Source organism: Chitinophaga oryziterrae (assembly GCF_009758125.1).
Lineage (GTDB): Bacteria > Bacteroidota > Bacteroidia > Chitinophagales > Chitinophagaceae > Chitinophaga > Chitinophaga oryziterrae.
The window spans coordinates 464,866-480,292 of record NZ_WRXO01000004.1 but is presented as its reverse complement, the minus strand read 5'-3'; the positions used below and the strand labels follow the sequence as shown (position 1 = coordinate 480,292).

General features: G+C 44.7%; 2 protein-coding genes. Both read right to left on the bottom strand.

All coding sequences use genetic code 11. The features are described from left to right. Window positions 1-6: 6 nt before the first annotated feature. Window positions 7-4,239 (bottom strand): type I polyketide synthase, encoded by a 4,233-nt coding sequence (locus GO495_RS16825; RefSeq protein ID WP_157300880.1) that lies wholly within the window; start codon window positions 4,237-4,239, stop codon window positions 7-9. Between the two features lie 12 nt (window positions 4,240-4,251). Beyond that, window positions 4,252-15,423 (bottom strand): non-ribosomal peptide synthetase, encoded by an 11,172-nt coding sequence (locus tag GO495_RS16820; protein WP_157300879.1) that lies wholly within the window; start codon window positions 15,421-15,423, stop codon window positions 4,252-4,254. Between the last annotated feature and the right edge of the window lie 4 nt (window positions 15,424-15,427).

The window sequence follows — 15,427 nt, the reverse complement described above, 5'->3', positions numbered from 1 at the left end:
GGACAATTATATTGTGAGTTCTTTAATGTTTTTACTGCTAACAGCAACAGTGGGTAACTGTTGCATACCGATCGCTATCTCCACTTCCGTTGATAAGGAACGAACGTCAGGGTGTTTGAAAATAGTTTCTACAGGTAACTGTACGTGGAACACGCGATGGATCTTACCGGTCAGCGTCATGGCTTTTAGTGAATCACCTCCCAGATCAAAGAAATCATCATCCGGACCCAGATCTTCCTGTCCAAAGAATGACTGCCAAAGCTGCAGCATCTCTTCTTCTACAGGTGTTAACACAAATTCCTTTTTTATGATGCTCTTTTTCTGCAAAGGAGTAACAACAGGTTGCGCAATGCTATATTTATCTATTCTTTCCTGTAAAGGTGAAACAGACACAACTAAGTTTGGAAATCCTTTTAAGCTGAAAGAACGTTCAAATACATTTACCAGTTCTTCTTTTGTGATGCGGTTGTCGCCAATTCCATCGAGGTCCACAGTTACCCAGTTCCCCATATGATGAGCAGCTACAAAGTGGTCCATGAAAAGATTAGCCGCGGTATAGGTGCTGTATGTCAATCCTCCAAGCACAGCAGACAAACTGGAAGTAATCCATACAAAGTCCAGTTGCCGGTCTTTGAAAAGCGTATAAATATTCAGTAACCCTTTTATTTTCGGGTCAAAGTGTTCAGCACAGGTATCAGTGAATAATACAGGTTTGAATGATAAAGGGTTCACATTCCCGGCTGCGTGTATCACTCCGTTTATCTCACCCAACTGACCGGTGAGCGTACTCAGTTGATGTATATCCGCAACATCTGCTGCATGATAAATGACCTTACCGGATAATGATTCCAGTCTTTTTAATTCATTCCACTTATTATCCGGCGTAGTTAATACTGTTCTTCCAATCAGATGCACGGTTGCATCATATTGCGTCAACAGGTGTTCTGCCAGGGTAATACCTACATTTCCCAGTCCCCCTGTGATAATATAAGTACCATTTTTTTTAACAACGGTATTTACAGCAGTCGTCGCCACTTTTTCATATTGCCTTATCCAGCGTTGCTGCCGCCTTAATGCCACCAGTGATGATTCCGGTACGGATATAAGTTCTTTGTATATGGAGGCTAATGTTATAACAGGATCTTCCTCCAGAGAAATATCAAGATGCAGAAAAGAAAGTAAGGGAGTTTCCTGCGCCAGTACTTTTATCAATCCCGCAGCTGTTGCAGCTGTTGAGGAAGTCCCCTGTCCTTCGTCCATAATGGGATACAGACGGTCTGTGATATAATAAATAGATTTTTCAAATATCTTCGAGATCTGCAGTAAAGTATTGAAACATTCTTCTGCAACTGTTGCGGACTGAAGGTCCCACAGATAGATAATACAGGACGACGTCTCTGCCGGGGGAAATGTATTTCCTTTCAGTACCTCTTTTACAACGTGTCCTTTTCCGGTCAGATATTGTTTCAGTTGTGATGCAAAAACGCTTTCATCAGAAAATAAGATAACCTCCTGCGGAAGAGCCGTCTGCTTTTGTGGCAGGATACCGCGTTTCCATCCTGGTATATAAAACCATTCCTCTATGGGAACTTTTTTATCCTGTTGTATATATTGCTGCAGCAGCATTCGTAAGTCTGCGGCTGCGGGAAAGTCGTGTTTATCAAAGGAATAACCAGGCAAACCCACCTTAGCCCCCGCTGAGAAATTTTTCCAGCAGATCTCTACTCCCTGTTCCCATAATTTACCTATTCTTGTCAGCAGGTAACCTGTATCATCCTTTTGTTCCTGCGGATGCCTGAGCAGATTTACAACGGGAGCACCGGTATGTTTACAGAAATTACTTAATGTGTTGCCCGGACCAACTTCCAGATAAATGGCATCATTACCGGCAGATGACAGCGTATTTATACCGGCAAAAAAGTTCACGGTTTCGCGAATATGCTTTCCCCAGTATGCAGGATCTGTTACCTCTGTACCGGCTACCTGCCCGCTAATGTTGGAGATAAACGGAATGGTTGCAGCAGATAATTTAATTGTACTAACCTGATCACTGAAAGCTTTCACCGCAGGTTCCATCATAAATGAATGGAAAGCGTGCGAGGTGCGCAGGCGGGTAGCACTGACACCCTGTTGCTGCAATGAAACTGTCAGTGCGGCAATCCCTTTTTCAGTACCTGATGCAACACAGTATGTAGGACCATTTACAGCGGCAAGATCTGTTTCGTTTCCCAGCAATGGTTTAATAAGTGATGCGGAATGATTGATCCCCAGCATAACCCCTCCGGGTTGCTGTGCCATTAATGCGGCTCTTTGTAATACCATTTTTATACCATCACTGAAGGAGAACACACCACTGCAACAGGCTGCCACCAGTTCTCCTAAACTATGCCCAATCATCTGGTCGGGATGGATACCCCAATGGTCAAGCTGTTGATATAAAGCGTATTCAAATACGAATAACAACGGTTGTGTATAACGTGTATGGTTCAGATGAGTTGCGTCCGCAGATGTCCCGTGAGCGGGATACAACAGTTCCAGATAATTTTCTCCTGTAGCCTTTTCAAGTAAAGTACAACCTTCATCTATCCATTTTTTGAATACGGGTAACTGCGTATAGAGGTCCCTGCCCATATTGAGGTACTGGGCCCCCTGGCCCGGAAACATAAAAATAAGCCTGGTTCTTTTAGGAGCAGGCAGCACATCCGGCGTGTAATCCAGCAATGCAGCCAGTCCTTCTTCACGTGTACGGGCAGTAACACTTTTTCGATACCTGAAATGGTGGCGTAACCGCAAACTAAAGGCAATATCTTCCAGGGAACCTTTTTTTGCTTCCAGTACACTTTGTAAAGCCTGTACCTGCCTTTCCAAAGCGCCGGGGGTTTTGGCAGAACATACCAGCAGCTTGTATTCTTCCGGCACAGTCAAACGTTGTACAATTGCTGATGCCTCTTCCAGCACAATATGCGCATTAGTTCCACCTATGCCGAATGCACTCACGCCTGCCCTTAAGGGAGTATCTGCAAATCGCTGCCAGGACTGTAATGTCTTATTCACATAAAAAGGCCCTCCGTCAAAATCTATAGCCGGATTAGGTTGGTTGAAATGAAGACTGGGAGGTAATTCTTTATGATAAAGAGACAAAACTGTTTTTATAAACCCTGCCATTCCTGCCGCCGTATCCAAATGCCCCATATTGGACTTTACAGCCCCAATAGCGCAGTGTTTCTCTTTATTATGGCCAAAGGCTTCATTTAACGCCAGAATCTCCACAGGGTCCCCTAATTGAGTCGCAGTGCCATGAGCTTCCAGGTAACCCACTGTTTCAGCTCCAATACCTGCCAGCCGGTGTGCCAGCCGGATACATTCTGCCTGTCCTTCCGGACTGGGAGCTGTATACCCCACTTTCCTGTTCCCGTCGTTATTCACTGCAGAAGATTTCACCACCGCATAAATGCGGTCATTATCCCTCAGTGCATCTTCCAGCCGTTTCAATACAACAATACCAGCCCCTTCTCCGCTAATGGTGCCCGAAGATGCCGCATCAAAAGTCCGGCAATGTCCATCAGCAGAATAGATCATACCTTGCTGGTAATGGTAACCGGCAGATTGGGAAGAATCAATCCTTACAGCACCGGCAACTGCCATATTACATTCCTGCATCAGTAAATTACGGCAGGCCATATGGATCGCTGTAAGCGATGTGGAACAGGCGGTATTGATATAGTAAGCCGGTCCCCGGAGGTTCAGTTTATAAGCGATCAGTGTTGGCAGAAAATGTTTGTTCGCCAGCAATCCGGCATAAAAAGGATCTACCTGACTGCCCATACCGGAAATCATAGCATTCGCCAGCCAGTTCAGATGATCAGAAGCTCCTGCGAATAAACCGATCTTACCGGTATAAACATATGGATCATAACCAGCATCTTCCAGTGCATGCCAGACCTCTTCATGAAAAATCCGGATCTGGGGATCCATCAGGGCAGCTTCATCACGTGTATATCCAAAAAAAGAAAAGTCGAATGATGTTTTATCTGCTACAACAGAACGGGCTTTAATAAAAGCAGGATCATTAATCTGCGACGCGGGTACATTGCCTGCTTTTAATTCTTCCGGAGTATAAAAATGGATCATTTCATCACCAGCCCGTAAATGTGACCAGAATTCTTCAATAGTATCCGCTCCGGCAAACCTGCAGGACATGCCAATTACAGCAATATCTTTCTTATTAACGTTACTCATATTAAGGGTTTACTATTGTTCTTCAAATAGAGATAACATATTATCCAGTCCTGATTCTTCTCCAACAGGTTCTTCCAACGGGATCTCCTGATGTGAAGGGATTCCTGAATAATGATCTGCCAGTGCCTGAATCGTAGGATAACGAAACAGTAAAATAACATTCAGCTGCCAGCCGAACTGCCGGTTGAAGCTGTTCATCATCTTTATCATTGTTATTGAGGTTGCGCCCAGATCAAAGAAATTGGTTGTAGTGCCAATATCCCCGGAGCTACGGCCTAACAGCCCTGCAACTATCACTGTCATTTGTTCTTCCGTTCTATTGCGTGGCTGAATATTAATACCAGTTGTCGCAGGACGTAATGCTGGTTCGGGTAATGCTTTACGGTCAACTTTTCCGTTAGCCGTTAGTGGCAGTTTTTCAAGCTGTATAAAATAAGCAGGTATCATGTAAGCAGGCAACATGGCAGTCAGCAATTGTCTCAATTCATGATCTGTGAAAGATCTGTCGCCTTCAAAATAAGCGACCAGCTGAGGCTCGCTTCCCACAAACACATTCACTACCACTTCACGTATCCCTGCAATCTGCCGCAAAACATGTGTGATCTCTCCTGGTTCTATCCTGTAACCACTAATCTTTACCTGATCATCAGTACGTCCGCAGTATTCTATATTACCATCCGGTAGCCATTTACCGGCATCACCGGTTTTGTACAGGCGCTCATCACTGAAAGGACTTTTCACAAACTGCGCAGCAGTAAGGCCTGGGTTATTCCAGTATCCTGTGGCCAGTTGTACCCCACCGATGTAGATCTCACCCATTACACCTATTGATACAGGATTGCGGTAACTATCCAGAATATAGATCCTGGTATTTGCAATAGGTTTGCCAATAGGCGGAACTGTATAACCAACACCCGTTACCGGGTAATCTGTTACCATCACCGTACTTTCCGTTGGCCCGTATTGGTTCACCAGTGTATAAGAAAGATCTGATACGTCAATATAAGGCAGCCTGTCACCTCCTATCAGGATATAGCGTAGCGACGGCACCCGTACCCCTGTGGCTACCAGTTCAGGCACTAATGCAGTAGGTACAAACGCATGGGTAATATGATGGGTATTGTAATAGTTCATTAAAGCATAGCTGTCAAGCTTTATTACATCCGGTAAAATATGCAATGGAATACCTGCCAGCAGCGCAGACCACAATTCAAGTGCACCGGCATCGAAACCTATACCAGCCATCATCGTAGAGGCGCTCTCTTCATTCACATCATAACGGCTTATATGCCATTGTACCAGGTTCACCACAGAAGTATGTGAGATCATAACACCTTTCGGCACTCCGGTAGAACCGGAAGTATAAATAACATAGGCCAGCTTACCACTTTTAAGATGCTCCCGCATATTGCCTTCAGGGGATTCTTCCACATTCACTACCCTGATATCTGTGAAATCATTTAATAACGGATTGTATTTCTTCTGTGTAAGAATGATACCGGCACCGGTATCCGTAATCATATACCGGATCCTGTCCTGCGGATATGCAGGATCTACCGGCACATAGGCTGCACCTGCCTTCACTATACCCAGTATTGCTATAACCAGCATTGCAGAACGTTCCATACAAACAGGTACTAATTCACCGGGCATCACACCTGCTTCCTGTAAGAAAAACGCCAGCTTATCACTCTCTTCATCCAGCTCACGGTATGTAAGACGAAAATCACCATCTATGACTGCATTTCTTGTAGCAAAACGGGCCGCATTTTCTTTAAAAATGTCCGTGATTGTTTTCCCTGAATCATAATCAACCGCTGTATCATTAAACGTATTTAACAATAACTGTTGCTCAGCACTATCCATATAAACAGCCTGATGTAATGACAACTCCGGGTTCTCCAGGAAGCTATCCAGCAGGGTGGAAATATGACGGATCATTCTTTCAACAGCCTCCCTGTTATACACATCACGGTTATACTCTACCCGCATATACAATCCGTCCGCAGACTCAGTAAATCCAAAGTTGAGATCAAACTTCACCGTACAACTGCCTTCATCTTTTATAACCCCTGCTACCGGTTGTTCCGGATTTGTTTCTGTACGGAAATTCTGCAGCATGATCATTACATCGAATATAACAGAGCGGCTCACATCACGTTTCACAGACAGCTCATCTACCAGTCTGTCAAAAGGATAAGACTGATGTTCAAAGGCGGCAACCGCTGTTTCACGTACCTGTGCAAGTAATGCCTTAAAACTCTCCTCTCCTTTAAAACGGTTACGCAGTACGAGTGTATTTACATAAAAACCAATCTGGTTTTCAAACTCTGCATGTTCCCTTCCTGCTACAGGGCTTCCCAATATAATATCCTCCTGCCCTGTATAGCGGTAAAAGAGTGCATTCAATATAGCTGTCAGCGACATGAACAATGTAACCTGTTCCTGCCTGCAAAGCTGTCTTAATCCATCTTTTGTACTTTTAGAGAAGCAGGTAGATAATGCGTTCCCATTGTAAGACATAATAGCTGGTCTTACTTTAGGTGCAGGCAATTGTAACACAGGTAATTCACCTGATAATTGTTTTAACCAGTAGTTACGATGCCCATTCGTTTTGCCGGCAGACAGCTGCCGTTGCTGCCACACCGCATAGTCTTTGTACTGAATACGCAGTGGTAGCAAAGCAGGCCTGCCACCCGCGGTAATTGCGGCATAAGCAGCATCGATCTCCCTGCTTAGAATCCCAAGCGACCAGCCATCACTGATAATATGATGCAGGTGATAGAATAAAATATATTCATCAGCGGCGGTATGCAATAAACCAACACGTATCAACGGTCCTTTCGAAAGATCAAATGGCTGTGCTGCGGCATCGTCCAGGTATTGCATGATCTTTTCCTGTTCCCATTCAAAAGCATTTACTACCGGCAGTTTAAACAACACTTCCGCCATCACTACCTGCTGCAGTTCTCCGGCCTCATTTTCACGGAAAACAGTACGCAATATTTCATGACGATCAATTACAAATCTGATTGCCTGCTCCAGATCATGTACAACATAGCTGCCTTTCAGCGGCATCCTGCCACCCAGGTGATAAGATCTGGCTGCATGTGCCATCTGGCATAAGATCCAAATCCTGCGCTGTCCGTCAGATACAGGGTAACCGGCAGCCACAGGCTGTGCTTCAATATCTTCATAAATACCCGCCGGCTTATGCTCTATTAACGCCGCCTGCCCCGCAATGGTCGTATGAGCAAATAATTCGGGCATCGTCACTTTTATACCAAAAACACGGTAATAACGGTTAAACAACTGCATTAACCGGATGCTATGCCCTCCCAGGTTAAAGAAATTATCTTCTATCCCAATGTCTTCCGTACGCTTCAGGATCTCCTGCCAGATTTTCATCACTTTTTCTTCCGTAACGGTCCGCGGGCCTTTGTAAATGATCTCAGCGTCTCCCGGATGTGGTAATAACCGCCTGTCAACCTTTCCATTCACATTTAATGGCAGTTTATCCATCTGCAAAAGAAAACCGGGGATCATATATTCCGGCAACAATGTGCTCAACTTTACACGTAAAGCTGTGATGTCTGTTTTGTTCTCTGCCACAAAATATCCTGCCAGCGTTTTATCTGTACCTGTACCAGATATATTCACTACCGCAGCTTTTATGCCTGGTATCTGTAATAACTGCTGTTCAATTTCGCCCTGTTCTACACGATATCCGCGGATCTTTACCTGGTTATCTGCCCGGCCCATATAATCCAGTCGCCCGTCCGGTAACCAACGCGCCAGATCACCTGTTTTATATAAGCGCTGTCCGGCATTATAAGGGTCTGCTATGAATTTCTCTGCTGTTAGTGCTACACGGTTCAGATAACCTTTTCCTACACCGGCACCTCCAATACATAATTCTCCCTGTACTCCTGCCGGCTGCAGATTGCCATCCACATCCAGCACGCGGGCATAAGTATTGTCAATGGGAAAACCTATACTGATACGCTCTTCTGTGTACCCACGACTGATACGCTCCACAGTACATCCTACCGTAGTTTCTGTGGGACCATATTCATTATAAATGACGATATCTCCAAGGCGGTGTACCTGTAATATCTCCGGCCACCGCAACTCTTCCCCTCCTACTATTAACTGCTTTACAGCCGTAATCCCATCTCCTAATAACTGCAAATGACCGGGTGTACATTTTAACAGGTTAATATCTTTGTTGACAAAAAAGATATCTTCTATAATATCAGGACTCTCCAGTTTTTCAGCATAAATAAACAGTGTGCCTCCAGCTATCAGTGTACCCAATAAACTGGTGACCGTCAGATCAAAAGAAAGCGAGGTAAACAAGGGTACCTTGTATATTTCATCCCCTGTAAAATACGTATCAAGACAATGTTGCAGATAATGGTACAGGTTTGCATGACTGATCATCACACCCTTGGGGACGCCTGTAGAACCCGACGTATAGATAACATACGCTGTACTTTCAGGGTCTGGTGTTACTACAGGAAGTACTACAGCTGTTTCAGACAATGTTATGATCTCCTTCAGTACCTGGCTATTGATCACCAGTTTGCTGTTACTGTCTTTTGCTATAACAGCTAAACGTTCCGGCGGATAACTGCTATCAACAGGTATATATGCAGCTCCACATTTTAAAATACCAAGGATGACCGGAACCGTCCAGTGGTCCCTTTCCAGTTGTAATGTAACAAAGTCATTGGTTTGTACATTATACCCTGAACGCAGTACTTCTGCTACCTTGCCGGAAATAATATCCAGCTCCCCGTAAGTAATTCGGACATCCTCATAGCTAAGCGCTATGCGATCGCGATAGCGGTTAATTGTATTACTAAAAAGATCCAGTATGGTCAACTGCGATGGTTTACCGGCAGCACCTGTCAGTAAACGGACTTTCTCCGCAGCCGGGATATATTCCAGCTTATTTAAACCGGTTTCAGGATTTTGTACAACAGCATCCAGCAAATGAATAAAATGCTTCATCATTGCAGCCACCATTGCTTTATCATAGATATCAGTATTGAACTCAACACTCATATCCATGCCCCCTTCCAGTTCTGTAAAATAAAACAGGTAGTCAAACTTCGCAGCCGTGTTCCCTCGTTCTGTAATAACTGTTTCCTGTAATACAGAGGCTGTACCCTTTTCTCTTTCATTATGCAGTATCAGCATAATATCAAACAATGGAGAACGGGACGGATCACCTTTCAGTTGCAGGTCTTCCACCAGGCTGTCGAAAGGGTACAACTGGTGTTCGTATGCAGCCAGTGTAACTTCACGGATATTCTTCAGTAAAGCACTGAAAGATAACTTACGGTCAAATTTTGTTCTCAATGCAAGTGCATTAATATAAAAACCTATCTGGTCATCAAGGACAGCCAGCTCCCGTCCTGCGGTAGAAGTACCTACTATAATATCTTCCAGACCGGTGTAGCGGTACAGTAATGTCTTTAAAACAGCCATCAGTCCCATAAACAAGGTACATCCGTTTTGGAGGCACAGGCTGTTCAGCGCAGTAGTAGCATGCTGAGTGATACGGGTAGATAACTTGTACCCATTATAGGTCTTAACAGCTGGCCTGTTCTTCCAGGATGGCAGTACCAGGACAGGTAGTTCTCCGCTTAACTGTTGTATCCAGTATTCTTTATGCACACTGGCACTGCCTTTTTTTTGCCAGGCAGCATAATCTTTATACTGCAATTGCAGGGGAGGCAAGGTTGCGTTATTCAGCAATGCAGTTACCTCGCGACGTAACACTTCCAGCGACCAGCCATCACTGATAATGTGATGCATGGTGTAATGAAAAATGTATTTATCTGGTGCAGTCTGCACAAAACCACATCGTAGCAATGGCCCGGCTGCCAGATCAAAATCTTTTTCATTATTGATTGCGTCATATGTAAATACAGGCAGATAAGGCGCTTTTACAATTTGTCTGAGCTCACCGGCCTCATTTTCATGGAATACAGTGCGTAATATTTCATGCCGGGCAATAACTGCTGTAATGGCCCGTTCCATTTGCTCCCGGCATTGTGGCCCTTCTATGGAGATTTGTCCGGACAAATGATAAGCCCTGGAAGCCTCAGGTTGCCTGCTCAGCAACCATAACCGGTACTGCCCGTCAGACACCGCATAATCCGCTGCCTCAGGAATAGCAGGGATTATATGTGTCATCACAACGGACCGGCCAGAAATGAGGATTGCCTGGGAAGCAATAGTGGTATACGTAAACAGTTCCTGTACAGATAACTTTACACCAAATGCACGATGGTACAGGTTCGACAACTGCATTACCCGCAGGCTATGTCCTCCTATACTAAAGAAATCGTCTTCCACACCTACGGGCTGTTCTCTTTTAAACAGTTCATTCCAGATTACGGACATTTTTTGTTCCAACGGGTAACGGGGTGCCACATACGTAATCTCACTGACTACTTCAGGCGCCGGTAATTGTTTTTTATCAATCTTACCACTGCCCGTTTTAGGAAATTCCTCCATTTGTATAAAGAACGAAGGCACCATGTAATCCGGCAGATACGCGGCCAACTGACGGCGTAACAGCGTTACCTGCAATGGTTCACTGCTGATACAGTATGCAACCAGGTAAATCTCCTCATCACTTCCCGTACAGGCGGTCACTACCGCCTGTTCTATACCATCCAGTTGCAAAAGCACCTGTTCTATTTCACCCGGTTCTACCCGGTTGCCACGGATCTTAAGCTGATCATCATTACGGCCCAGGTATGCGATATTACCATCTGTAAGCCACTTGCCCTGATCTCCTGTTTTGTACAGTATTTCGCCCTCTATAAAAGGATGCGGAATAAAACGTTCTGCGGTAAGATCATCCCTGCGCAAATAACCGGCAGACACTCCTGCACCACTAACGCATATTTCTCCGGGGATACCTATTGGTAAAAGGCTCAGCTGATTATCGAGTATATATATCCGGAAGTTAGCAATAGGCTTGCCTATAGGCACTATTGTCCCTCCTTTATCCGTAAAAAGATTCAGGTTATCGGACAACAACAGGCGTTCCATGGCAAAAGGAGAACCCTGCTGCACCTGTGTAGCAATTACATCCTGCTCTTCCAGTAAAGTATCAAAATCCTGTGCAGTAGTGCCGGGGTTCATGATTACGGCCCTTAATACCACTACTCTTTCAAGATCAAGACCTGCAGCAGGATTTTTCAATTCAAGTTCCGTAAAGGAAACAAAGTATTTGCCATTGGTGAACTGCAGCTTCTGCAGCTTACGGTTAATTTCATTCACATACATCAGCTCTTCGGGTAGCAATTTTCCGGCTGCAGCCTTCTCCTTCAATAAAGCTGGAATAAAACGATAGGTAAGGATATTCATTTCCGGAGCCGTAATAATCTCAAAGTTATCACGTGCCCGGATCTTTTCTGCAAACAGCAGCGTTTTACTGTAATTCACTTCCATCAGATCACTAAAGCCTTTAGCCCCTAATAATTTCAGTGCTCCATGAAAAAGCAGGGATACAAAAGACCTGGAACCTTCTATGCTGAAACGTCCGAGATCATAACTTCCTTTCCTTGCCTGATAGAAAGTATTATTTTCCGACCAGGAAGCAAAGTCCGGCGATTTAAATAAACAGATGCTGGCACCCATTGGCAGGTACATTTGTTTATGCCCGCAGATAGTAACAGTATCCGCACGGTGAATGCCTTTCAGTTTTTTCGATAATTCCTTTGAAAACAGGAGTGCCCCGCCAAAGGCGGCATCCGCATGAAAATGGATATTGTACTTTTCTGCTACATCAGCCAGATCCTCCAGCCGGTCTATACTGCCGGTTTCTGTTGCACCGGCTACGCCAATGATAGCCAGTATCAGTATATTTTTTCTACGCAGGTCTTCCACCAGTCTTATTAACCGCTCACGATCCTGCTCCGGGTCTTTTTTATCAAAATGAAGTTTTATGCTGTTGGAGATTCCTAATCCAAGGGTACGCATTGCTTTGTTCACAGAATAGTGCGCCAGTTTTGAGCTGATCACCACCACTCCGCTATAGCCATAATGTGCCAATGCTTTTACGATGCCATCCTGTACTACTCCTCCAAAATCTTCACTGGCAGGTAACGCTTTGTTCATCGCATAACTAAGTGCCGTGATGTTGGACATGGTGCCGCCGTTAGTTACTACTCCAAGCGAGTAACGCGCATGCTGTGTATGTTTGCGGTAAAAGGTATAGCGCATCCGGTACACCACTTTATGCATCATTCCGATTACCTGCCGTTCGATAGAACTTCCTGCAAATGAGGTGTCAATTTTAACAAGGTTCTGGTTCAGTTCTGTCATCAGCACACTCAGGTCCTTGATAAATTCCGGCACCCTGCTGGTCATATGTCCTACGTAATTCGGACTGGATACATTCACAATATTTGGCAACAGGTCATTTCGCAGAAAGGAGATATACTCCTCCGGAGTCCATGCTTTATCTATGGATACATCATAAAAATTCTGTGCCGTATAGTTCTTGCTGACAGTCTTTATGATCTCTGTTCTGTTATTAAATTCATCTATCAATGAACTTACATCTTCCCTTATAGAAAGGTCAAATACAGGTGCAGTAAAAGTATCTGCTTCACGCCTTGCAAAAGCAGGTGCTGTATCATAACAGGTCCCATCTCCCATTATTTCTGAAGAGCCATAGATGTTAAGTAATCTATGTTCGGGAAAAAGGGAATAAAAATCATGTACCAGGTCGGCGGATAATATTTCACCACTGCTGGTCCAGTATGTAAGTTTTTCCAGCACAGAGCGGTCCATACCTTCCAGCAGTTGCAGCATTGCTTTTAAAAGCGAAGGCACCAGTACCAGTCTTGTTACATTCATTTCAGACAGCCGCCTGATAAATTGCGCAGTATCAAGCAGTTCTTCTTTTGTAAAAATCACAGAAGGAATGCCTTTCAATAATGGTCCGAACAGCTCCCATATATGATCGACAAAACCAACGGAAGTTTTCAATGCGTTACACTCACCTGCTTCAAAAGGATACTGTTCCCACATCCAGTAAAGGCGGTTCAATACTGATGTTTCACGGACCATCACTCCTTTGGGATTGCCTGTTGATCCGGAAGTATAAATCACACAGAAAAGCGTTTCTGTTTCACGCACATTCACAGCATCGGCTGCTTCTTCCATGATTGCTGCTGCAAAAATATCGGTATTAAGCACCAGGCTGCCCTTGGGCACATCCAGCTGTACACTGTTATCCGTAAGAATTACGGGGGCGGCTGTTTCTTCCAGCACATGTGCGATCCTGGAAGGCGCATTTCCGGCATCAATGGGCACATAGGTCCCACCGGCTTTTAAAATAGCCAGTATAGCAGTTACCAGTCCGGCGGAAGGCGACATGCATACCGGTACCAGTGTACCCGGAGTAACTCCTTTTTTATAAAGATGACGTGCCAGCCTGTTGCTGGCAACATCCAGTTCGTAATAAGTATATTGTTTATGATCTGTTATCAGTGCAGTTTGTCCGGGAGTCAGTGCTGCCTGTGCGGCAAAAAGGGCTGTTACCTGTTTATCCAAAGGATATACTGTAGTTGTCTGATTGAAAGTTTCCAGTAAAGCAACCTCTTCCCGGGTATCCAGGTAATTAATTTTATTCAGCGGTATAGTGGATTGATTTTTCACCAGGAACGTTACAATGTTCCTGTAATGCTGCAGAAGCCGCAGCATACTTTCCTGGTCGTAGATATCAGTATTGAATGCAAGCCGTAGAAAAATAGCTCCTTCTGATTCTTCAATATCTATATTCAGATCGAATTTCACAGCATGCGGACCGTTGTCTGTTAGTGCCGCATGCATATCAGCCGCAATTGTATCCGCTGTTTTTTCATTGTGCAGTATCACCATTACATCAAACAGCGGAGAGCGGCTGAGGTCTCTTTTTAGCTTCAGCTCTTCTGCCAGCTGATCAAACGGATAGTGTTGACGCTGGTAAGCGTCCAGCGTCACCTGTTTAATATTGGTAAGTAGTTGTGCAAAAGTATCCTTCCCGGAAAAGCGGGTGCGCAGCGGCAGGGTATTGATATAAAAACCGATCTGCTGTTGCAGGTTACCCTGTTCCCTTCCGGCAATAGAAGTACCAATGATTATATCTTCCTTACCGGTGTACCGGTAGAATAATGTTTTCAGCACTGCCAGCATGCCCATAAAGAGAGTAGCCTGCTGTTGAGCACAGATGCGTCTTAAACCATCTGCCTGTTCCTTCTCAAATTTTATCGTATACGCGTACCCCTTATCCGTTATTACGGCAGGTCTGGTAGCTGCCATAGGTAAGTCCAGAAGTGGCAGCTTACCAGAGAACTGCTCCAGCCAGTAAGCACGGTATCCGTTATATTTCCCCGACTGCAACCTGGCCTGCTGCCATACAGCATAATCTTTATACTGTATGTCCAGCGGGGCGAGTTGCAAAGGTATATTTTTACAAAATGCATCATAATAGTGCATGATATCGGATGCCAGTACATTCATAGACCAGCCATCACCAATAATATGATGCATGTTGAAGTATAACAGGTAATGTTCGTGGTTCAGCCGGAAAAGTATCAAACGGAACAGTGGGGCCAGGTGCAGATCAAAAGGCAGTTTCCTGTCGGCCATTATCAGGTCTTTTGCTTTCGTTTCCCCCTGTTCATCTTCTGAAAGATCATAATACGGCAGACTAAACTGTACCTCATTCACCGGTAGAATATGCTGCTTTACCACACCTTCTTCGTTTTCCCTGAAAGAAGTACGAAGAATCTCATGTCTTTCTATCACAGCTTTGATAGCCGCTTCATAATGCTGCGGAACAAAAGCGCTTTTAATATCCACAGTATTGGAAATATGATAAGCGGATGATCCCCGGTTGATCTGGTCTACCAGCCAAAGACGCATCTGAGCAGAAGACAACGGATATGCCGCCGCCGGTGCGGCCACCGTAATCTGCTGTCCATCAGCATTTTCTTCTTTTATATCTTTCAGATAAGCTGTCAGTTCCTCTTTACGCTGCCTGATCTGCTGAATGATTTCCGTTGTCAATATACCTTCAGGAGCTTCCACATCAAGATCATTGTCCTGGTCCAGTCCCAGTGTAATACCTAAATTTCTAAGGCTGCTCAAAAACTCTTGCCTGTTCATACCA

Excerpts from the sequence above, each read along its gene's own strand:
- GO495_RS16825 (WP_157300880.1), bottom strand. The coding sequence starts at position 4,239 with ATGAGTAACGTTAATAAGAAAGATATTGCTGTAATTGGCATGTCCTGC.
- GO495_RS16820 (WP_157300879.1), bottom strand. The coding sequence starts at position 15,423 with ATGAACAGGCAAGAGTTTTTGAGCAGCCTTAGAAATTTAGGTATTACA.